The organism is Eubacterium ramulus (genome assembly GCF_045002895.1).
Lineage (GTDB): Bacteria > Bacillota > Clostridia > Lachnospirales > Lachnospiraceae > Eubacterium_I > Eubacterium_I ramulus.
On record NZ_CP173382.1, the window covers coordinates 315,915 to 339,211 of the forward strand.

The window sequence follows — 23,297 nt, forward strand, 5'->3', positions numbered from 1 at the left end:
GGAGCAGACAACTATGGAAAAGAAAGTGCGTGTACTGGAAGTATTTGGAGAGCCAATCTCCAATGGCGGTCAGGAATCTTTTGTGATCAACATTGTGCAGCATATCAATCATGAGCATCTGGCCATCGATATGCTGACCCCTTATTATTGTGATAACTCTTATTATGAGGATATCGTAAAATCTTTCGGCGGAACGATCTATACCTTTGGGCTGAGTTTTGAGCCGGGTAAGAGCCGTTTCAATATCAATGATAAAATTGATGCGTTTTTCAAGGAGCATCCTTATGATGTGGTGCATATTCACAGCGGAAGTATTTCTATTCTATGCATTATGGCACATTTTGCAAAGAAAAACCATGTGAAGAAGATCATTGTACATTCCCACTGTGCAGCGGAGCACAAGACATTAAAATACCGTCTGACCAGGATGGCATCTTACCCATATATCATGAGTGCACCGACGGACTACTGTGCCTGCTCTGTGGTAGCCGGTGAGTGGAAATACCCGAAGGCAATCGTAGATCATAAACTGAAAGTTCTGAAAAACGGTGTGGATCTGGAGAAGTTTGCATTTAATGAAGAGACGAAGCGTGAGATCCGAAACAAGCTTGCGATTCCGGAAGATGCTTTTGTATTGGGACATGTGGGTCGTTTCAGTTATCAGAAAAATCATGAGTATCTGATCCGTATTTTTGCGGAAGTGAGAAAACGGAATGAGCACGCAGTGCTGATGCTCATCGGTGACGGTGAGAACAAGCCGGATGTGAAAAAACAGATCGAGGAGCTGCATCTGACAGACAGCGTTCGTTTCTGTGGTCTGGTAAATAATGTCAACGACTATATGCAGGCCATGGATGTCTTTGTATTGCCGTCCCGTTATGAGGGCTTGCCGATCGTAGGTGTTGAGGCGCAGGCAGCAGGTCTCCCGGTCATTACATCCGTAAACGTATCTGAGGAACTGGAAATCTCCGATCTTGTGACATTCCTGGAACTGAAGGAAGATGTATCCGAGTGGGCAGACAAAATTTTGAGCTATGAAGGAAAAGAACGTGAGGATGCATCGGAGCAGATCCGTTCTCATGGATACGATGTACAGTTTACGGCAGATGAAATTGAGAAAATGTATCTGTCCTGATTCTGAAGTCAAAGGAGCATAGCAAGGCAGTTCCGAATGCTTTCGATGAAAGAAGCATTCCGAATCTGCCCGGTGTAGAAAGAGGGGACATAAACTTGAATAAAACCGAACCAAAGACAGCCGTGAAAACGGGAAGAGTCCAATGGATCGATTTTGCAAAAGGAATTGCAATCCTGGCAACGATACTGGGGCATACGGCGGACGTCGGAAAAACAGGAAGCGATGTGCGGGCATTGATTTTTTCCTTCCACATGCCATTGTTTTTTATCCTGTCGATTCTGACATATCGCTGCTCCAACTCTTTGGAAGAGTATAAAATGAAGCAGAAAAAGGCAGCAAAGCATCTGCTGGTTCCGGCGGTGGTCGTATTTGCCATCGCGACAGTGATTGAGTGTGTGCAGGATACGACATTGCTGACACAGTTTGAATACTGGCAGGGAAAACTGTATACGTTTATCATCGGCAGTGGTACCTCCGTGGAGTACAGTGGGATTTCTGTAGCCGCTTTCGGAATTGCCTGGTTTTTCTTTGCACTGTTTATCGGAAGAGCGATTTTTGACTATATCCATCTGAGTATGAAGGAAGATTCCCAGATTCTGGTGGTATCCATGATCGTAGGTGCCATTGGAATGATCTGGGGGATGCTGATGCAGCTGCCGTTTTCTCTTGATATCGCACTGGCGATCATGCCGTTTTTCTACTGGGGTTATCGGATGAAACGGATGGATCTGACGAAGTCTCCATTGAAAAAGGCACTGATCTGGGGTGTGATCTGGATTGTGACATTGATGATTACCGTGCCGGACTGGGAAATACGGATTTATCTGGAGCTGGCAAACCGCCGGTATCCGTTGTTCCCAATCTGTTTTATTACAGCTGTGGCAGGAACGATGTGTATCAGCGAACTCAGTGTTATTTTCTGCAAAGCAAAACATCTGGTAAAACCAATCGTGTTCCTGGGCAGAAATTCTCTGTATCTGCTGTGTGTACACATTCTGGATGGCAACTGGGAGTCTGTGTGGCATGTGGAAGGACATCAGTTCCACACGGCCCTGCGGCGCTGTGTGGCAGATATTATCGTATTTCTGGTAGTGATGCTGGTGCTGACTGCCTGGAAAAAAATCCGGCGGTCCATACAGACAAAAAAAGCACAAAGCTGTGCATGATAGGATAATCGTATGAAAAAGAAAATATATATACAGATACTGGGTGTCATTGCCTGTCTGGCTGTAGTGGCGATGCATGTCAACGGATGCTTCTGGCAGTTCAGCTATGACAGGTACTGGATCACCGCAAATATTATAGAGTGCATCTGCTATTTTGCAGTGCCGATCTTCTTTATGATATCAGGTGCAACGTTACTGAATTACAGAAAACGTTATACCACAGCGGTATTTTTCAAAAAAAGATTTGGAAAAACGCTTGTTCCGTTTCTGATTTGGTCTGTGATTTCTGCGATCTGGTATTATATCGTATATCACGCAAGACCGGAGGGCATCCGGGAAGTGGTGGATGGAATTCTGAATACAAGATATGTGGATATTTACTGGTTTTTCCCGGCTTTGTTTTCCGTATATCTGTGTATCCCGATCCTGTCCTGTATTCCGGAGAAGTACAGAAAGCGGATCTTTGGCTATGCGATCCTGGTGTATTTTGTTCTGGAAGCACTGGCACCGCTTGTATGTAATCTAATGCATATTGAATTTAATGAGGGATTTGGAATGCCGGCTGTGGGCGGATATCTGATCTACACGCTGCTGGGATACTGGATCGATAATTATGAGCTGTCGAAAAAATGGCGTTGCGTTATCTACGCCGCTGCCTTGGGAGGTTTCCTCTTGATGCTTGTGGGAACACAGATTCTGTCCCTGAAGAACGGAACCGTGGATACAACATTTAAGGAGTATCGGAATGTTCCGTGTATTCTGTACTCTACCGGAATATTTCTGTTTTTTAAGAATATAAAAAATGAGAAAGCGTTGGGCTGCCTTGCAAAACTGACCGCACCATTTTCATCGTTGACTTTTGGTATATATCTGGTACACTTCTATTTAGTACAGATGGTGGCAATCTATCAGATATTTCCAATCACCAGCATCAAGTACCGGATCTTTGGAACGATTGCAATCTTCCTGATCTCCGCTGTGGCAGTCAGAATCCTGCAGATGATTCCGGTCATCAGGAAAGCGATTCCATCCTGATCAGGTGTGAGATCAGATGCAATGGGATATTGGAATGCAAAGGTACACGGAATTGTGAAAGAAAAAGTTTGCGTGTACATGTAAGTAAATGGAGGAACAAAACATGAAATTAAAAAAACTCAGTGTCGGACTTATGACAGCTGTTCTGACAGCAGGATTACTGGCTTCTCCGGCCATGGCATCAGAAGTGACAGATGCAGCTTCGGTACAGAACGGAACCGTAACGGTACAGGCTGCCGCAACAGAAAATGGCACTGCCGGAACCGGAACATCAGATGATATTCAGGGAGAAATCAAAGACACCGGAAAAGATGACGGTAAAGGAGATACTGGAAAAGAAGATACCGGCAAGGATGACGGTAAAGGAGATACCGGCAAAGACGATATGGGCAAAGATGACGGCAAAGAGGATGAAGCTTTTACCGGTTTGAAAGAGATTGATGGTATCTGGTGGTATCTCACCGAAGGTGATGTAGATGAATCTTATACCGGTCTGGCAGAGAACGCATACGGCTGGTGGTATGTAGAAAACGGACAGGTAAACTTTGACTATTTCGGACTTGCTAATAACGAAAACGGCTGGTGGTATGTCCGTGGTGGCGGAGTTGCATTTGATTATGTCGGATTCCAGGCAAATGAAGCCGGCTGGTGGCGCATTGAAGGCGGAAAAGTCAACTTTGAGGCAAACGGTCTCATTCCGAATGAAAATGGCTGGTGGTGTGTCCAGGGCGGCAGAATCAACTTCGATTACACCGGATTGGCTGAAAATGAAAATGGCTGGTGGTATGTCCAGGGCGGAAAAATAAACTTTTCTTACAGTGGTCTGGTACCGAATGAAGCAGGCTGGTGGAAAGTAACCAACGGAATGGTCGATTTCGGGTTCCATGGCATTACAAATAATGAAGTCGGCTGGTGGTACTTACAGAATGGCTGCATTGATTTCGGCTACAATGGACTGGCACAAAACGAAGCAGGCTGGTGGAAAATCACCGGAGGCATGGTAGACTTCAACTATACCGGAATGGTACAAAACGAAGCCGGCTGGTGGTATGTAGCCGGAGGACTGGTAGATTTTAACTATAATGGAATCGGGTCCAACGAAGCAGGCTGGTGGAAATTTACCAACGGTCAGGTGGATTTCGGATTTAACGGCATGGCGGGCAATGCCGCGGGCTGGTGGAAATTTAACGGTGGAAAAATTGATTTTACTTTTAATGGAATCGCACCGAATGAGAGTGGTTCCTGGTATTTCCGCGGAGGACAGCTTCAGTTTGGTTACAGTGGAACCGTGCAGTGGATGGGACTGAATTGCACGATCTCCGGCGGTAAATTAGTACCGGTGGGCGTTTCTGGTGCCATTGCTTCCAGGGCAGCTTCTGCGAATAGTGATACAAACTGGCTGATCGTGACAGATACCAACGCCTGCAGAACTGTTGTATTTTACGGTCAGAACGGCTGTTGGACAGCAGTGAAGAACCTGTCCTGTACACCGGGTAAAAATTCCACACCAACCGTAACCGGCGACTTCAAAGTAACCGGTCGTGGAAAATCTTTCGGTACCGATACATATACCTGCTGGTATTATACACAGTTCTACGGAGATTATCTCTTCCATTCTGTTATTTATAATCATGGAAGTATGAGCAGTATCCAGGACGGACGTCTCGGCATGAAACTGTCTCACGGATGTGTCAGACTTGCGATCAATGAAGCAAAATGGATCTATGATACGATTCCAAACGGAACAAGAGTCAGAATTTATTAAGCAAGGAGCGGCAAAATCTATTTCTGACAGTCGCATCATTGGATATAGGTGAAGAAAATGAAAAGCATCGGATGTAATACCGGTGCTTTTCCTGTTTATCTCAGTCGAGAAGACTCCCACTTCTGCAAGTGGCGAGTAATAACAAGTCTTTCTCAGTGGGAGTACAATCTCCGACTGAGATAAACGCTCCGCGAGGATGTGCAGTGATTCTGAGAAGAATATGTCAGCTTTCGCTGACCAGAATCACGCACCAAGTCTCACGTGCGTTCGACTTGAATTCACCCCAATTTCTGCGTATACTGTAAGAGTGACAGAAGTATAACAAGGGTTAATAAAGAAGAGACGGAGGAGAAACAGGTTTTGAAAAAGAAAAATAATATGGTGGAGTTGTGCCGATTTCTAGCGTGTTATGTCATTTTTTCCTATCATGCAGGCGGAAGATTTACGACCGGATGGATTTTTGTGGAGTTCTTCTTTATGCTGTCCGGGTATTTTGCCATCAAACATCTGGTGCGGATGGAAGGAAAGATTGAGAATAAGGCAACCTATCCGATTCAGTATACGATCGACAAATTCAAGCGTTTACTGCCGTATACGACCGTGGGATTTGTGGCAGACTGCATAATCTCTGCCTGGAAATATCAGTTTACAGGCATGGAACTTGTGAAATGGATCCTGTATCTGCCGGTAAATCTGTTCTATCTGGCAGGAACAGGTATGATGCCGGCGGATGTTCCTATTTCCGACACGGTACAGACTTCTTATATCATGGGTGGTGCTCTGTGGTATATCTGTGCGATGTTTGTGGCAATGCCAGTGATGATGTATCTGTATCTGTACCTGGGAAAGAAGATTGGTCCGTGGCTTATCAGTTTTCTGCCGATGCTGCTATATGGATACCTGATTATCTGTGATGGTACCGTAAATGGCTGGCATGCGGATCATGGAGCTTTTCTGGCAGTAGATCTGCGTGCACTTGCCGGCATGCTGGCAGGCGGACTCATCTACGTTCTGTCTGAACGGATCAGACGGTACCGTTATAAACCGGTTGGAACAGCATTACTTACACTGGCAGAATTGTCTCTGCTGGCATTTGTGCTGTGTTTTGCATGCACAAGTGGATTTTCCCAGGATGGTCTGCTCATTGGCTGCTTTATCCTTCTGCTGAGTCTGATGCTGTCCGGAAAATCACTGACAGCAAGGATCCAATTGCAGCCGCTGATATGGCTTGGGACGCTCAGCCTTCCAATCTACTGTATCCATGAAGCGGTGATCATCAGCTTCTGGGGATATGAGATAGAAAAATGGAACATGTTCCTGATTATATTTGTGGCGGCATTGATTCTGCACCTGCTGGTAAAACTTGGAAAACCATTGTTTGGGGCACTGGGCCGTGGTTTAAAAAAACTATGCTGTTATCCGGAACAGGATGCGTAAATCTTTACGAAATTATTAAAAAATCTTGAAAAAATTCATAAGAAATTATATAATATTTATTAATGTGAATAAAAAAGATATTTAAAAATGAGGGGTTACCGCAAAGATGAATTTTTCAGGAAAGAAAGTAATGGCATCTGCGCTGGCTGGTATTGTAGTAGCAGGGATGCTGGTGTCACCGGCTTATGCAGGTACAGCAAAAACAGCAAAAACAGCAAAAACGACAAAGTCTGCGAAGTCTGAGAAAAAGGAAGAAACAAGGAATGGATTTCAGCTGGATGACAAAACCGGTGAATGGCACATGTATGTGGATGGCGAGATAGCCAAAGATTATTACGGAATCGATCAGAACATCTATGGATGGTGGCGGATCGAGCAGGGTGATGTCAATTTTGACAGCATGAGTGTGGAAGCAAATCCGTATGGATGGTGGAAATTAAACGGTGGTAAAGTAGATTTTGATTATACAGGTCTTGCTGCAAATGAGTATGGCTGGTGGTATATTCATGAAGGAATGGTAGATTTTGACCATTTCGGTCTGGAGCAGAATGAGTATGGCTGGTTCCGTATTGAGAGCGGAAAAGTAAACTTTGATTTTAACGGACTGGCTGCCAATGAATATGGCTGGTGGTATCTGCAGGGGGGCAGAGTAGATTTTGACTATACCGGACTTGCATCCAATGAAAACGGAACCTGGTATGTACGGAACGGTCAGATTGATTTTTCCTATAACGGTCATGTAAAAATCGATGGAAAACAGTATCTGGTAAAAGGCGGACAGGTTTCCCAGGAAGCGTATATATGGCCACTGGACGGCTACACCAGATTAAGTGATACATTCGGCGAGCGTATCTGCCCGTTCCACGGAAAAGAATTTCATGATGGAGTTGATATTCCGGCACCGGGAGGAACAAATATTATGGCAAGCGCTTCCGGTGTTGTTACAAAAGCAACTTACAGTTCAAGCTTTGGAAATAATATCACCATCGATCATGGAAACGGTGTAGAGACGATGTATCTGCATTGTTCCGCACTGGCTGTCGAAGAAGGCGATCATGTGGAGCAGGGACAGGTTATCGCGTATGTCGGAACCACAGGAAGTTCCACCGGCAATCATCTGGATTTCCGCTTTAAGGTAAATGGAGAATATGTAGATCCTTTGAGTATGGTACAGCCGTAAAAAAGAATAGAAGCATCTGTAACAGGATGATTTGAGAAAAGCAAAGCTCTTGCTGCCAGAGAATGTCTGGCAACAAGAGCTTTTCCTTATCGGAAAGTAATTTATTATGGAAAAATTTATAGGATTTTAACAATGCATTTTCACAAGGTCAATGAAATACTGATGGATCCGGGTATCATCCGTCATCTCCGGGTGAAATGCCAGCCCGATCTGATTCTGATACTGGGCTGCTACGATGTGTCCGTCTACTTCGGACAGAATAATCACATCATGAGTCTGATTTTCATGTTCCTCATTTGTTACAGAGGAAGGAACAGATTTGCAGTCGTCAACAGAGTCTGCGGTGTCTGCCATATCCGTAATATACGGTGCCCGGATAAAAACCATCGGATAGTCTCCGATACCTTTGACATCAGCCGTGGTCATAAAACTGGAAAGCTGTCTGCCGTAGGCATTCCGTCTGACCGTGACCGGCATCGTTCCAAGATGCGGCGTTTCTTTTTCACCGATATGTTCCGCCAGCAGGATCAGACCTGCGCAGGTGGCCAGCACCGGAAGTCCATTTTTGATCATGTCTCGTAGCGCTTCCTTCATATCCAGTTTCTCCAGCAGCTGTCCCTGAACGGTGCTTTCGCCGCCGGGGAGAATGATACCGTCGATACCGGACAGAGCAGCTTTTTTTCTTATTTCGATACAGGGGATCCCGAGCTTTTCCAGCATATGTTCATGCTCGATGAAAGCACCCTGTACGGCAAGTACGGCGATGGTCATTTCTATTTACCCCGCTCTTCCATAATGATCTGAATTTCACTTGGATTAATACCAACCATCGCTTCACCGAGATCTTCGGACAGTTCTGCAATGAGTTTTGCATCCGTATAGTTGGTAACTGCCTGGACGATGGCGGATGCACGTTTGGCAGGATTGCCGGATTTGAAGATTCCTGAGCCGACAAAGACACCTTCTGCACCAAGCTGCATCATCAGAGCTGCATCAGCCGGAGTTGCTACGCCGCCGGCTGCAAAGTTTACGACCGGAAGTTTGCCGTTTTCGTGTACATACAGTACCAGCTCATATGGAACCTGGAGCTGTTTTGCCTCCTCGAAAAGTTCATCTGTACGCATGGAAGTGATGCGACGGATATCCGCATTCATTTTCCGCATGTGACGGACAGCCTGAACGACATCACCGGTACCAGGTTCTCCCTTGGTACGGATCATAGATGCACCCTCATTGATGCGGCGGAGCGCTTCTCCGAGATCTCTCGCGCCACAGACAAAAGGTACCTGGAACTGTGTCTTATCAATATGATATACATCATCAGCCGGAGACAGAACTTCGGATTCATCAATATAATCAATCTCGATCGCCTGCAGTAGCTGCGCCTCTACGAAATGTCCGATACGGCATTTCGCCATGACCGGAATGCTGACTGCTTCCTGGATCCCTTTGATCATTTTCGGGTCACTCATGCGGGAAACACCACCGGCGGCGCGGATATCTGCCGGGATACGCTCCAGAGCCATGACAGCGCAGGCACCGGCTGCTTCTGCGATCTTTGCCTGCTCCGGTGTGGTAACATCCATGATGACACCGCCTTTTAACATCTGAGCCAGGCCTTTGTTTAATTCATATTGTTTTTTGTCCATTTGTAAAATCCTCCATATATTTTAATTCTTTTTTGTTTTTGCAATCCGCACAGATTGTGATCGCTATGCTGTATAAGTGATTTGTAATCATTGTGATTGCCATTTGCTGATGCCTATTATATAATGGAACTGGTTATAAAAAAATAATCAAACTGATAAAAAAACAGATGTCAGACAGGGGGAGAAGCTATGCTGACGTATGTCTTTGAACATAATGATGTACCGCTTTATGAGCAGGTGTATCAATGTATGAAACACGATATTATAACGGGGGTTTTACAGCCGGGGGAGAAACTGCCATCCAAGCGGACCTTTGCGACCCACAATGGCATTAGTACCATAACGATCCAGAATGCTTATGACCAGTTGATCAGTGAGGGCTATATTTATACCATTCCAAAGAAAGGGTATTATGTGTCGGATATCGAAGAGATAAAACGGATTCCGAAAGAGAGTCATATTTCACTGGATATTCGTGTGCCGGCGGAACCGGTGAGATATGACATTGATCTGTCCGGAAATAAGGTAGATTCGGAACGGTTTCCGTTTTCTGTCTGGGCGAAACTACTGAGGGAAGCAATGTCCACTCGCAGCAGGGAACTGATGAAAGTTTCTCCCACAGGCGGAATTTATGAACTGCGAAAAGCCATTGCAGAATATCTGAAGTCCTTCCGCGGGATGCTGGTGGATGCGAATCAGATCGTCATGGGAGCCGGAACCGAGTATTTGTATGGTATGCTGGTGCAGCTGCTTGGAAATGACAGGGAATATTGTATTGAAAATCCGGGATATAAAAAACTGGTACAGATTTATCAGCAACATCAGATCATTTGCCGCTATGCGGACATGGACGAGGACGGGATTACCGTAGAAGGGCTGCGAAAATCAGGAGCTGACATTGCACATATCAGTCCGGGGCATCATTTTCCAAGTGGGATTACCATGCCTGCGCACCGAAGATATGAAGTTTTGGCCTGGGCCAATGAAAAAAATGGGCGTTATATCATTGAGGATGATTATGACAGTGAATTTCGTCCAAATGGAAAGCCCTTGCCGACACTTTTCAGTATGGATGCCTGTGAAAAAGTGATTTATATGAATACATTTTCCAAATCATTGACGCCGACGATCCGTATCAGTTACATGATCCTGCCGGTACATCTGGCAAATCAATTTTACCGGCAGCTTTCTTTTTATTCCTGTACGGTGTCAAATTTTGAGCAGTATACGCTGGCAGCCTTTATTAATCAGGGGTATTTTGAAAAACATATCAACCGGATGCGGCTTTTTTACAGCAGACAGCGCAAAAGGCTGATCGAGGCGATTGAACACAGCTCCCTGAAGGAAAAATGTCGGATTATTGAAAATGATTCAGGATTACATTTCCTGCTGTATTTGCAGACAGAATGGTCAGACCAGTGCCTTTCGGAACAATTAAAGCAGCAGGGAATAAAAATGCGTCCGCTGTCAGAATATTTCCTGACAGCAGAAAACAGCCGGGAGCATTATTTTATCATTAATTATTCCTGTGTAGATCTGGAAAAGATACCGGAAGCCTGTGAAAGGATCCGTCAGCTGTTGTCAGAAAAAAATACATAATAAGGGAAGAAAAAGGAGCAACGATGAAAAACATATTGATGATAGGAACCGGAGGCACCATTGCCTCCAAGCAGACAGAATATGGACTGGCGCCGGGTCTTTCCGCAGAAGATATTTTAAATTATATTCCGGCAGTCAGCAAAATCTGTGAGGTAGATTCCCTGCAAGTATGCAATCTGGACAGCACGAATGTGACACCGGAGCACTGGAAGCTGCTGGTAAAGACCGTGCAGGAAAATTATGACAGATATGATGGATTTGTCATCTGTCATGGTACGGATACGCTGGCATACACAGCAGCCGCGCTGTCTTATATGATCCAGAATTCCAGGAAACCGATTGTTATTACCGGGGCACAAAAGCCGATTGAGATGGATGTGACAGACGCAAAAACAAACCTGCTGGACAGTTTCATTTATGCATCTGACAACGATTCACAGGATGTCAACATTGTGTTTGACGGAAAAGTCATTGTCGGAACAAGAGCCAGAAAAGAGCGGGCGAAAAGCTACAATGCATTTTGCAGCATTAATTTCCCATATCAGGCGGTGATCCAGGATGGTATGCTCGTGCGCTATATCACAGAAATGCCATATACCGGACCGGTGCGGTTCTACTATGAGATGAAAAACAGCGTCTATGTGCTGAAGCTGATTCCGGGCATGCAGCCGGATATTTTGCCATATCTGTTTGAACGGTATGACTGTCTGGTGGTAGAGAGTTTTGGTGTGGGTGGAATACCGGAGTCACTGCTGGATGAATTTTATACGCAGATGAACAAGTGGAAAGATAAGGGGAAAATCCTTGTCATGACGACCCAGGTGGCCAATGAGGGCAGTAATATGACGGTGTACGAAGTCGGAAAAAAAGTAAAACTGGATTTTAAAATTTTGGAAGCTTACGATATGACGCTGGAAGCAACGATCACAAAAATGATGTGGCTCATGGGAATGGGAGATCAGACCTTTGAGGAAATGAAGCGGGATTTTTACCGGTTGGTGAATCATGATATCTTGTTTACAAAACGCATGGAAGGAGAATTTCGCTAAAAAACAAGAATCACATAAAAGAGGATTCGTGCATTTCTATATAGCAATTTCGGAAACAGTTTTCTTTGAAATTTCTGTGTGGTATGATAAAGAAAATTATAAGCGAGAACGTCGCAGCATCATTGTAGAATGTGGAGGATTGGAAATATGGAAAAAAACATTGATATTGCAGCACTTGGCGAATTATTGATTGATTTTACAGAAGCTGGAACAGGTGCAGATGGTATGCGTTTGTTTGAACAGAATCCAGGTGGAGCTCCGGCAAATCTGCTGACGGTTGCCAGCCATATGGGTTATCGGACAGAATTTATCGGAAAAGTTGGAAAAGATATGCATGGTGCATTTTTGAAAAAGACTCTGGAAAAAGAAAATATTGGTGTTTCTAACCTGATTGAAGATGATCATTATTTCACAACACTGGCATTTGTAGCCATTGATGAAAATGGTGAGCGTGAATTTTCCTTTGCGAGAAAACCGGGTGCAGACACACAACTGCGTGCGGATGAACTGGACAAAGAACTTTTGCAAAACTGTAGAATTTTTCATTTTGGTTCCCTGTCCCTGACAGACCAGCCGGCAAAGGATGCGACCGTAGCGGCAGTAACCTGTGCAAAAGAAGCAGGTGCATTGATCTCTTATGATCCGAATTATCGTGCAACTCTGTGGAGCAGCGAAGCAGAAGCAGCTGAAAATATGAAATCCATGATTTCTTATGCAGATGTCATGAAAGTATCCGATGAGGAAAGCCTGCTTCTTACCGGGGAGACAACCTATGAAGCCGCAGCAGACAAACTGCTTGCGATGGGACCGAAACTCATTGCAGTAACTCTTGGCAGCGAAGGTGTACTGATGGCGACCAAAGAGAAAAAAGAGCGCATGAAAGGATTCTCTGTACAATCTGTAGATACAACTGGTGCAGGTGATTCTTTCTGGGGCGGTACGTTAAGTGCATATTTATCATTGGAAAAACCAATTGAATCTTTGACATGGGAAGAAATTCACCATTGTGCCGTATGTGGAAACGCAACTGCAGCACTCTGTGTGCAGAAACGTGGTGGAATTCCGGCAATCCCGACCAAAGAGGAAGTGGAGCAGATGTTAGCAGAAAAAGTATGTTAAACTCTGGTGAGCGGTTGCAGCAGCCGATTGCAAGTGTCTGCTTTACACGAAAGTATAACAAAGGAAAGACATCAATATGGGAAAAAAAGTATTAGTAGTAGACGATGAAAAAGAAATTGCAGATTTGGTAGAAGTGTACCTGAAAAACGACGGCTATGAGGTGCTGAAATTTTATAATGCCACCGATGCCCTGCACTGTGTAATGGAAGAACAGGAACCGGATCTGGCACTTTTGGATGTAATGCTCCCGGACATGAGTGGCTTTACACTTTGCCAGAAAATCCGTGAAAAATACCTGTTCCCAATTATCATGCTGACAGCAAAGGTTGAGGATATGGATAAAATTACCGGTCTGACACTTGGTGCAGATGACTATATCACGAAGCCTTTTAATCCGTTGGAGTTGATGGCGCGGGTAAAAACACAGCTGCGCCGTTATACCCGGTACAATCCCGGAAGTATGGAACCGGAAGAAACATTGCCGGCAGACGAGATCGACATTCGCGGTCTGCAAATCTGTAAAAATAAACATAAATGCACCTTAAATGGGGTGGAATTAAACCTGACACCAATCGAGTTTGATATTTTGTGGTATCTGTGTGAGCATCAGGGAAAGGTAGTATCTTCCGAGGAGCTGTTTGAGGCAATCTGGAAGGAAAAATATCTGGACAACAACAATACGGTTATGACACATATTGCCCGTCTGCGTGAAAAAATGCAGGAGCCGGCGCGAAAACCGAAATATGTAAAAACGGTCTGGGGCGTGGGATACACGATCGAATAAGATGGTATATTGCAGAAATAGAAAAAATAGTGTTTTTTACATAGTAGCAATATGAGGAATGAATTCGTGTGTTGCAGTAGGTAAGGGGATGCATATGGAGCAGAAAAAGAGTGATACGAATAGAAAATATCTGCGCACGCAGCTTACAGGCCAGGTGTTTGGAAACTATATCCTGGCTTTAGTGATATATGTGTCAGCTCTATTCGCAATATTGGCAATCGGTTGGTCAGTAAGCATCAACATCTCATGGCAGCCGAGCAGCATTTATTATTTGTTGCAGTGGGTAAAAGAATGGATCATTGCCATTATGAGTATATTGATCCTGATCGGATGGATTGTTATTACTTTGCGGTTTATGACACGCCCGCTGCGTTATCTGGATGAACTGGTGGATGCATCGGAAAAACTTGCCAATCCGGGAGAAGAACCGATCCGGTTATCCAGAGCAATGAAAAGTGTGGAAGATGAACTGAATCTGGTGCGGGAAGGTGCTTTGCGAAATGCTATGCTGGCAAAAGAGGCAGAACAGCGAAAAAATGATCTGATCGTTTATCTGGCGCATGATCTGAAGACTCCGTTGACCAGTGTGATCGGTTATCTGACATTATTGCGGGATGAACCACAGATTTCAGAGGAAATGCGAAGTCGTTATACAGGGATTGCGCTGGATAAAGCAGAGCGTCTGGAAGATCTGATCAATGAATTTTTTGATATTACACGATTTAATCTGACCAATATTCAGCTGGAGCCGGAGCGCGTCAATATCAGTCGTATGCTGGAGCAGATCGGGTTTGAATTTCATCCGATTCTGGCAGAAAAAGATCTGAAACTGGAAACGGAGATCAAGCCGAATGTGGAAATCCTGTGCGATCCGGATAAACTGGCACGGGTATTTGATAATCTGTTGCGCAATGCGGTGAATTACAGTTATGCGGGCACGACCATTTATCTTTCTATGGATTATGAGCCGATAAAAGATGAAGTGAAAATATGTGTGGAAAATCATGGAAAAACAATTTCACCGGATAAATTGGACCGAATCTTTGAACAGTTTTTCCGTCTGGACAGTTCGCGAAGATCTTCCACTGGTGGTTCCGGTCTGGGACTTGCTATTGCGAAGGAAATTGTGGAATTGCATCACGGAACGATCACGGCAGAAAGTGAAAATGAGAGTATTCGATTTACGGTAGTGCTGCCGGGTGTTCCGGAGAATCTGTGGTAAAACAAAATTGAACGCATAAAAATTGCAAATAAAAGAAAACTATGTTCCTGCATTCTGTCTGTAAGAAAATCGTAAGGATTTCGGGAGAAAAACACAAGAAGCAGGAAAGAAAACCTAAAAGTATGAAAAGCTTTGTTTTGGTACGATAAGCGTATCAAAGCAAGGCTTTTTTTATTGGATAATATGAAAAATAGAAAGCGAAAAAGAAAAGAGGATAAAAAAATGAGCGAAAAATACAGAAAAAAAGTGAAAGTAGCAGTTATTTTTGGAGGATATTCCTCCGAGTACAGTGTGTCTCTGGAGTCATCTAGTGCTGTGATAAAAAATTTGGACCCGGAAAAATATGAAGTGCTTCCGGTTGGAATCACAAAAGAAGGACAGTGGTTTTCTTATACAGGCCCAGTGGAAAATATTGAAAATGATACCTGGCAGCAGTCCGAATACTGCACACCGACTATGATTTCACCGGATCGAAATACACATGGTCTGGTGCTTCTTGGAGAAGACGGTGCAAAAACAATGCCGATCGATGTGGCGTTTCCGGTCATGCATGGAAAAAATGGTGAGGATGGAACCATTCAGGGTCTGATTACCATGGCGGGAATTCCGCTGGCAGGATGTGGTATTCTGGCATCTGCTCTGTGTATGGACAAAGACCGTGCGCATCTGGTGGCAGAGGCAGCTGGTGTCCGTGTACCGAAAGCAATGGTGCTGACGCAGGGAGATGACCGGAAGATGGCAGTTGATTTTGCATTGAAAACTGGCTATCCGGTGTACGTCAAACCAGTAAAAGCAGGTTCTTCTTACGGTGTGACAAAAGTGGAAAAACCGGTGGAACTGCAGTCTGCGATTATCAAGGCGTTTCAGTATGACGATGAAGTTATCATGGAAGAAAACATCGATGGATTTGAAGTTGGATGCGCTGTTCTTGGCAATCGCAACCTGATTACAGGGGAAGTAGATGAAATTCAGCTTTCCGGTGGATTCTTTGATTTTACCGAAAAATATACTTTGAAAACATCTGAGATTCATGTTCCGGCGCGGATTGAATTAAGAAAAATGCAGGAAATCAAACAGACCGCAAAGACAATTTACCAGGCACTTGGATGTCGTGGTTTTGCCAGAGTGGACATGTTCCTGACACCAGATGGCGAGATCGTATTTAACGAAGTAAACACGATTCCGGGATTTACGGAGCACAGCCGTTATCCGGGTATGATGAAGGCAGCAGGACTTGAGTTCCCGGAGATTTTGGAACGGATCATTCGTCTGGCAATGGAGTAATGAAAGCTGCATCGCAGCGATTTTGCGAATGGGGTGCTAAATAGTTACAAAAGTGATTTTATAAAGTGAGTTTGAGAGCAGAAAAATGTAAAAGTGAAATGTGAGTAGAAAGGAGCAGCAACATGGAATTAAAAGTAAAAGCAGATGAGGGTCAGCAGATCTGGCTTTCAAAGGAAGATATTTATCATGGAAGTCTGATTCTGGTCAATGCGGCGTATGCGTATCTGGAAAATACCGGAAACAAGCAGTATTTAGACGAAATATTACAGCCAGTGTTAAAGCAGCGGGAAAAAGATTTTTCCACAAAAGATACCACAAGGATAGAAACTGCCTTGCCGGAAATAGCTGAACGATCGGAACAGAATTCTGAAGAATTTAACATGGATATTTATGACATGAAATTGCAGCGCAGAGCCGTCATTTTATTAAACGAACTGATGGAAAAAATGCATGGTTGGGAGCATATCGTTCCGGTGAGCGCATGGAGACCGCATAAAGAGCAGCAGAGTATCTGGGATACGTCCATGCGTGAGAGTGGACGGGAGTTTACGGAAACCTATGTAGCTGTTCCGGGACACAGTGAGCATGAAACCGGGCTTGCCATTGATCTGGGATTAAAACAGGATGTCATTGATTTTATCCGACCGGAATTTCCATATGAGGGTATCTGCCAGCGATTCCGGCAGCTTGCACCAAAATACGGATTTATTGAGCGCTATCCAAAGGGGAAAGAAGAGGTGACCGGAATTGGTCAGGAGCCATGGCACTTCCGTTATGTGGGCATGCCGCATGCGGAAATCATGACAGAAAAAGGCATGGTTCTGGAAGAATATATGGAGTTCCTGCGTGGTTATGAGTACGGAAAAAATCCATACCGTTACTGCAGTCAGGGAAAAGAAATATGGATTTCTTATCTGAATGCCGGTCAGTCAGAGCAGATCTGTCTGGATGCAGACCACAAAACACCGCGAGTGATTTCCGGTAATAACGTAGATGGATTTGTTATCACGGAATGGAGTACTTGTCGTGGGTAAACAGGGCGGTCTTGACCGCTACCGACTGATTGCGGCATTTCTGGTCATTGCGATTCACACGTCACCGCTGTTGTCTGTGAACGAAAATGCAGATTTTTTTCTGACACGGATTTTTGCCCGGATGGCAGTTCCGCTGTTTCTGATGATCACAGGACGTTATGTGGCAGCAAAATTCTGGGAAAATGATCCGGATGAGAAAGGTAGTTCCGCAGCAGTGTTACTCAGTTTTTTGAAAAAAATTGCGATTTTGTATGGTATTTCTGTCGTACTGTATTTTCCGGTGGGAATGTATGCAGGTCACTACAAACAAATCACTGTGACAGGAATTTTTCGCATGCTGGTATTTGACGGAACTTTTTATCATCTGTGGTATTTTCCGGCATGCATGCTGGGCATGGTGATCGTGTGGGGCTGTAGCAGAATTGGGAAAAATCATCAGCGTGAAATTAAAAATAACGAAGACAGAAATGATGCAAATAATGTGATTTTTGTAAGTAGGAATAATGCAAATAGAAATGATGTGAAAGAAGAAATATTGGCTCAGATATCAGAGGTAGGTTTCCGAATTACATTTGTGATTGTAATCATTCTCTATATATTAGGTCTTCTGGGAGACAGCTATTATGGACTGACAACACAGATTCCCGTGTTAAAGACCATATATGACGGAATGTTTCAGGTATTTTCTTATACAAGAAACGGTATTTTCCTGGTGCCGATCTTTCTGATGATCGGTGTCTGGTTTGCAAAGGTTGAACGGGAAAATACAGTGCAAAATGATAGTTACTGGGAAATGTCAGAACCAAAACGCTGGAATCGGAAGCGCGCGGGACTCGGATTACTCATTAGTCTGGTGCTCATGACAGTAGAGGGATTTGCACTGCATGCGGCAGATTGGCAGCGGCATGACAGCATGTATGTGATGCTTCCCATTGTGATGATATTTTTGTACATCTGGATCTGTGCCAAACCACAGGAACCATCAAAAAAACTGCGCAGCCTGTCGACGTGGATCTATATTTTACATCCGGCGGTAATCGTGGTAGTGCATGCATTGCCGGGCAGTCTGGGAAAAGAAATTGCCGGAAACAGTCTGCTGAATTATGTGGCAGTAGTAATTGGAACCTGTATCATATCCATCTTTGGAATGTATGTTACGCACCGGATCTCACATGGATTTGACTTGCATGTCAGAAGAAATAAATGATTGGAATTAAAGTTAAGAAGGAAAAAATATGTTGAAGCAAAAAGAGCAGAAACAAATTGAGAAAGATACAATACAAAGAAAAGAATTGCGATATGGATATCTGATCCCGTCCGACTGGAATTATGAAAAAATGAATCAGACAAAATCGAAATCAGAATCAGCGGGGCATCGCGCATGGCTGGAAATTGATCGTAAGGCACTGGAGCATAACGTGTGTCTGTTCCAACGGTTGTTGCCAGATACGTGTCAGCTTATGCCGGCAGTGAAGGCGCAGGCATATGGATTGGGGGCAGTTCTGATCGCAAAAGAATTGAACCGCCTTGGTATTCAGGCATTTTGTGTGGCAAGTGCAGAGGAAGGAATGGAGCTACGCAAGAACGGAATTGCAGGTGAAATCTTGATTCTTGGCTATACCGCACCGGAGCAGTTTGCTCTGTTACATACTTATCAGTTGACACAGACTGTCGTAGATTTTTCCTATGCAAAGCAGTTGAATCAGTCTGAAAAACCACTACATGTACATATTGCAGTAGACACTGGAATGCATCGTATCGGTGAGCGCAGTGAACATTTTGAGGAACTTTGTGCCATGTTTCAGATGAAACAGCTGGTGGTTGATGGAATATTTTCCCATCTGTGCGTATCGGATGGACAGAATGCTTCGGATCAGGCGTATACAAGGGCGCAGGCAGAATGTTTTCAGCAAATTGTACAGCATCTGGAAGAAAAAGGTTATGCTTGTGGAAAAAAACATCTGTTGGCAAGTTATGGGATTTTTTCCTATCCGGAATATGCATGGGATTATGCCCGTGTGGGTGTTGCCCTATATGGAACACTCAGCAATGATGCGGATACGAAAACGATTGGAAAAGAATTATTGCCGGTATTTTCCATGAAAGCAAGAGTGGCTTCCGTGCGAAATCTGAAAACGGGTGAAACTGCCGGATACGGCAGACAGTTTGTGGCAGAAAAACAGAGCCGGATCGCCGTTATTACCATTGGTTATGCCGATGGACTGCCGCGCTGCCTGTCAAATGGTGTTGGCCAGGTGTTGGTTCAAGGAAAAAAAGTGCCGATTGTAGGGCGAATCTGTATGGATCAGGCGCTGGTTGATATCAGTGAGCTGGAAGAAGATGCAGTGAAAACAGGTGATGTTGTAACTTTGATCGGAACGGATGGAAATGAGACACTTACTGCAGCGGATATGGCAGAGGCGGCCGGAACGATCACGAATGAAATTTTAAGTCGACTGGGTAGCCGGTTGGAACGTTATATTTAGGGTGCGTTCGACTTGAATACCTTCAATTCAGCCTTATACAATTACCCAGAACAAGGTTATCATTTCGGAACGTTTGTGTTATACTTTTAACAGTTACCAGAATATTATAAAAGAGGTATTCCTATGAAATTTGCACATACACTTCGAAATTATGATAAGAAAAATCTGGGAAAGGACATTTTAGCAGGACTGATCATCATGGCAGTCTCCATCCCGATTTCCATGGGATATGCACAGATTGCGGGGTTACCTGCAGTATATGGATTGTATGGTTCCGTTTTTCCGATTCTGCTTTTTGCGTTGTTTTCCACATCCCCGCAGTTTATCTTTGGCGTGGATGCGGCTCCGGCGGCACTGATCGGTTCTGCCCTGGCAGGACTGAATATTACAGCCGGATCGGCAGAAGCACTGGCGGCAGTTCCGATGCTGACCTTTTTCGTGGCATTGTGGCTGCTGATATTTTCCTTATTAAAAGCCGGAAAACTGGTCAATTATATTTCCGCACCGGTCATGGGCGGATTTATCACCGGTATCTGCACAACAATCATTCTGATGCAGGTGCCCAAACTGATGGGAGGAACAGCCGGCGTCGGAGAATTTCCGGAGCTGGCAGAGCACATCGCAGGAACTGCAAAAACAATGAATCTGCCTTCCGTTATGCTCGGTGTGGTTTCCCTTGTCATATTATTGATCGCAAAAAAAATAATTCCAAAATTTCCGATGGCAGTGGTACTGATGGCAGCAGGAGCCGTACTCACAAACGTGCTCCCGTTGCAGGACTGGGGCATTCAGACACTGGCAGCGGTAGAACCGGGGCTTCCAACATGGAGTTCGCCGGATTTTTCGGCTGTTCCATTAAAAGAAGCGGTTACGATCAGTTTGTCGGTAGCAGTCGTTATCATGGCAGAAACGTTGCTGGCAGAGAATAGTTTTGGACAGAAAAACCGGTATCAGATTGACGATAATCAGGAAATCCTCGCATTTTCACTTGGAAATTTTGCAGCAGCATTTACCGGCTGCTGTCCGATCAACGGTTCCGTATCACGAACGGCTATGGGAGAACAGTATCAGGCAAAGACACAGCTGACCGGACTTGTGGCAGGCGGATCTATGATTATATTATTACTGTTTTGTACAGGCTTTATCGGATATCTGCCGATTCCGGTCCTGACAGCCATCGTGATCTCCGCGTTGCTCGGTGCGACAGAATTTGATCTGGCTGCAAGACTGTGGAACGTGAGCAGGACGGAATGTTTTATTTTTCTGGGTGCATTTTTCGGTGTGCTGTTTTTGGGAACCATCAACGGCGTATTGATCGGTATTATGTTATCTTTTACAGAGATGATCATACGGACAGCAAAACCGGCGACCTGTTTTCTCGGAATCCAGCCGGGACATAAGCATTTCAGAGATCTGAAAGAAGGACAGCAGATCCATCCGATATCCGGTGTGATCATTTACCGCTTCAGCAGCAATCTGTTTTTTGCAAATATTTCCGTGTTACAGCGGGAAATTGAGGCGGCACTGAAGGAAAATACGAGAGCAGTAATCCTGGATGCAAGCGGTATTGGAAGTATGGATATTACAGCAGCGGATCGTCTGAACCTGTTGAGCGAATCCCTGAAGGAAAAAGAAATCCGTTTTTACATTACAGAGCACATTTCCGGACTCAATACGCAGATGCGGAAACTGGGGCTTGGACATTTGATTGAAAATGGAAATGTCCGCCGTACGATCCACATTGCGTTGAAAGACATTGGCTATAAGCGTCCGTATCCGTTAGAAGGCGGTGTGGATAATGCGGAACGCAGTGCATCATTAAAACGTGCGGATAATCGTGTACAGGAGTTTGTATGGGCCTTCGGAGCGGATGCAGAGACCGAGATGGAGAAGCAGATCATGCGTCAGATCGAACATTTGAAAGAGACGAAGAATGTGGAAGAATTATTGCATGGAAGCTGGTCTCATATGGAGGAACTTGATCTGGATGAATGGCTGGAACATCTGGAAGAACATTTGAAAGAAATTGTGCGTATCTCCGGGAAAGATGAACATGCATTGGCACAGAAGATGGAACAGCACCGGCAGGAAATCCATGAACGGATTGCCAGAGAGCATCCGGAGCTGGCTGAGCGGTTCCGGGAACGCAGACATATCCTGGATGAGCACCTGAAGGAGCGGCATCCGGAAGTGTTTGTTTTAATCGAGAAATACCGGGAAGAAAGAAAAGAATAGTCTTTGTGGTTGAACAGCAGCCGGATTGATGATATGATTTACCATAATAGTGTAAGCAGATCTGCTGGATCCGCTTACATAGAAACGAAGAAAATCGGGGTGTTTGTGAATGGCAACAATCAAAGACATTGCCGCAAAAGCGGGGGTCTCAATTGCAACGGTGTCCAGAGTGTTGAATCATGATGAGACGTTAAATGCACAGGAAGAAACAAAAAAGCGAATTTTTGAGATTGCAGAGGAACTGGAATATAAAGTACGGGCACAGAAAAAACGCAGAAAAAAATTAAAGATCGGCGTGTTTTATTCCTATTCTCCGGAGGAAGAGCTGGAGGATCCGTATTACTTGTGTATCCGCCTAGCCTTAGAACGAAAGCTCGAAGAAGAAGGCTATCTCAGACAGACAGTAAAAATGGAAGATACCGCAGAATCACTGAGCGGGCTTGACGGTGTGATCTGTACGGGAACATTTACCGGTGATATGATCGCCGTTATCGAATTGTGGAAATGTCCGGTTGTATTTGTGGACGCAAATCCGAATCCGGAGAAATTTGACAGTATTGTGGCGGATTACCGCCAGGCAGTAGAGGAGATCGTTTCGTATCTGGTGGCATGTGGTCATACAAAAATCGGCATGATCGGATGCAGGGAGGTGAATGCACAAGGCGTGGAATCGCTCGATACCCGCTTACACTGTTTTCAGGATGCATTAACCCGGAAAGGTCTGTATCATCCGGAGTATACGAAATACGGTGCTTACTATCCGATGTATGGTTATGAACTCCTGAAAGAATTATATCAGGAAGGCAATCTGCCAACGGCGCTGTTTGTGGCAAATGATTCGATGGCGGCCGGAAGCTACCGTGCAGCATATGAGCTTGGATTACATATACCGGAGGATATCAGTATTATAGGGTTTAATGATATTCCGGCTGCAAAATATATGATTCCGCCGCTTACGACGGTCCGGCTGTACATGGAATTTATGGGAGAGTATGCCGTAAAATTATTGGAGGAACGAATCTTACATGGACGGGAAATCTGTGTAAAAGTATCTGTTCCGACGCAGTTATGTATCCGGGACAGTGTGAAAAAAATCAAATAAAAGAAAAGAACTGTAG

19 protein-coding genes are annotated in these 23,297 nt (G+C 44.6%); 17 read left to right on the forward strand and 2 right to left on the reverse strand.

The window, feature by feature from the left end; all coding sequences use genetic code 11:
- Window positions 1–13 precede the first annotated feature (13 nt).
- The 6 genes from ACIRUQ_RS01550 to ACIRUQ_RS01575 all read left to right on the forward strand — a co-directional run bounded on the left by ACIRUQ_RS01550 (window position 14) and on the right by ACIRUQ_RS01575 (window position 7,718).
- Window positions 14–1,135 carry a glycosyltransferase gene (locus tag ACIRUQ_RS01550; RefSeq protein ID WP_022035095.1) on the forward strand — a complete coding sequence of 374 codons (1,122 nt, stop codon included), beginning with the start codon at window positions 14–16 and terminating at the stop codon, window positions 1,133–1,135.
- A 95-nt stretch (window positions 1,136–1,230) separates the two neighbouring features.
- On the forward strand, window positions 1,231–2,301 hold the full coding sequence (locus ACIRUQ_RS01555; protein ID WP_055290487.1) for an acyltransferase family protein: 1,071 nt from the start codon (window positions 1,231–1,233) through the stop codon (window positions 2,299–2,301).
- A gap of 12 nt (window positions 2,302–2,313) precedes the next feature.
- Complete coding sequence (locus ACIRUQ_RS01560; RefSeq protein WP_022035092.1) at window positions 2,314–3,336, forward strand: acyltransferase; 1,023 nt, start codon at window positions 2,314–2,316, stop codon at window positions 3,334–3,336.
- Window positions 3,337–3,439: 103 nt separating this feature from the next.
- Window positions 3,440–5,101 (forward strand): L,D-transpeptidase, encoded by a 1,662-nt coding sequence (locus tag ACIRUQ_RS01565; RefSeq protein WP_055290488.1) that lies wholly within the window; start codon window positions 3,440–3,442, stop codon window positions 5,099–5,101.
- Window positions 5,102–5,461: 360 nt separating this feature from the next.
- Entirely contained in the window at window positions 5,462–6,538 is a 1,077-nt protein-coding gene (locus ACIRUQ_RS01570) for an acyltransferase family protein (protein WP_022035090.1), read from the forward strand.
- 106 nt (window positions 6,539–6,644) lie between these two features.
- Window positions 6,645–7,718: a M23 family metallopeptidase gene (locus tag ACIRUQ_RS01575; RefSeq protein WP_022035089.1), complete on the forward strand. Its 1,074-nt coding sequence runs from the start codon at window positions 6,645–6,647 to the stop codon at window positions 7,716–7,718.
- A gap of 126 nt (window positions 7,719–7,844) precedes the next feature.
- Here the strand turns inward: ACIRUQ_RS01575 and pdxT are convergent, their stop codons facing one another.
- Window positions 7,845–8,489: a pyridoxal 5'-phosphate synthase glutaminase subunit PdxT gene (gene pdxT / locus ACIRUQ_RS01580; protein WP_022035088.1), complete on the reverse strand. Its 645-nt coding sequence runs from the start codon at window positions 8,487–8,489 to the stop codon at window positions 7,845–7,847.
- A gap of 2 nt (window positions 8,490–8,491) precedes the next feature.
- On the reverse strand, window positions 8,492–9,367 hold the full coding sequence (gene pdxS, locus ACIRUQ_RS01585; RefSeq protein ID WP_021740360.1) for a pyridoxal 5'-phosphate synthase lyase subunit PdxS: 876 nt from the start codon (window positions 9,365–9,367) through the stop codon (window positions 8,492–8,494).
- Window positions 9,368–9,556: 189 nt separating this feature from the next.
- Between pdxS and ACIRUQ_RS01590 the strand changes: the two genes are divergently transcribed.
- The 11 genes from ACIRUQ_RS01590 (at window position 9,557) to ACIRUQ_RS01640 (ending at window position 23,281) form a co-directional block, all read left to right on the forward strand.
- Window positions 9,557–10,966 carry a PLP-dependent aminotransferase family protein gene (locus ACIRUQ_RS01590; protein ID WP_055290489.1) on the forward strand — a complete coding sequence of 470 codons (1,410 nt, stop codon included), beginning with the start codon at window positions 9,557–9,559 and terminating at the stop codon, window positions 10,964–10,966.
- 23 nt (window positions 10,967–10,989) lie between these two features.
- A complete protein-coding gene (locus ACIRUQ_RS01595; protein WP_022035086.1) occupies window positions 10,990–12,015 on the forward strand; it encodes an asparaginase in 1,026 nt (341 codons plus the stop codon).
- Window positions 12,016–12,162: 147 nt separating this feature from the next.
- The gene (locus ACIRUQ_RS01600) at window positions 12,163–13,134 is read left to right on the forward strand and encodes a carbohydrate kinase family protein (protein WP_022035085.1); all 972 of its coding nucleotides are present in this window, start codon (window positions 12,163–12,165) and stop codon (window positions 13,132–13,134) included.
- A 76-nt stretch (window positions 13,135–13,210) separates the two neighbouring features.
- Window positions 13,211–13,918, forward strand: coding sequence for a VanR-ABDEGLN family response regulator transcription factor (vanR, locus tag ACIRUQ_RS01605; protein ID WP_021740355.1), 708 nt, complete (start codon window positions 13,211–13,213; stop codon window positions 13,916–13,918).
- A 94-nt stretch (window positions 13,919–14,012) separates the two neighbouring features.
- Window positions 14,013–15,140, forward strand: coding sequence for a sensor histidine kinase KdpD (locus tag ACIRUQ_RS01610; RefSeq protein ID WP_070103974.1), 1,128 nt, complete (start codon window positions 14,013–14,015; stop codon window positions 15,138–15,140).
- A gap of 222 nt (window positions 15,141–15,362) precedes the next feature.
- Entirely contained in the window at window positions 15,363–16,424 is a 1,062-nt protein-coding gene (gene vanG, locus ACIRUQ_RS01615; RefSeq protein ID WP_022035083.1) for a D-alanine--D-serine ligase VanG, read from the forward strand.
- Window positions 16,425–16,546: 122 nt separating this feature from the next.
- On the forward strand, window positions 16,547–17,458 hold the full coding sequence (locus ACIRUQ_RS01620; RefSeq protein WP_055290490.1) for a D-alanyl-D-alanine carboxypeptidase family protein: 912 nt from the start codon (window positions 16,547–16,549) through the stop codon (window positions 17,456–17,458).
- The gene (locus tag ACIRUQ_RS01625) at window positions 17,418–18,665 is read left to right on the forward strand and encodes an acyltransferase (RefSeq protein WP_082432834.1); all 1,248 of its coding nucleotides are present in this window, start codon (window positions 17,418–17,420) and stop codon (window positions 18,663–18,665) included. Before ACIRUQ_RS01620 ends, ACIRUQ_RS01625 begins: the two co-directional genes overlap by 41 nt.
- Before the next feature lie 28 nt (window positions 18,666–18,693).
- Entirely contained in the window at window positions 18,694–19,944 is a 1,251-nt protein-coding gene (gene vanT, locus ACIRUQ_RS01630; protein ID WP_021740350.1) for a serine racemase VanT catalytic subunit, read from the forward strand.
- A 123-nt stretch (window positions 19,945–20,067) separates the two neighbouring features.
- Window positions 20,068–22,179: a SulP family inorganic anion transporter gene (locus ACIRUQ_RS01635; RefSeq protein ID WP_055290492.1), complete on the forward strand. Its 2,112-nt coding sequence runs from the start codon at window positions 20,068–20,070 to the stop codon at window positions 22,177–22,179.
- Window positions 22,180–22,288: 109 nt separating this feature from the next.
- Window positions 22,289–23,281 (forward strand): LacI family DNA-binding transcriptional regulator, encoded by a 993-nt coding sequence (locus ACIRUQ_RS01640; protein WP_055290493.1) that lies wholly within the window; start codon window positions 22,289–22,291, stop codon window positions 23,279–23,281.
- The last annotated feature ends 16 nt before the right edge of the window (window positions 23,282–23,297 follow it).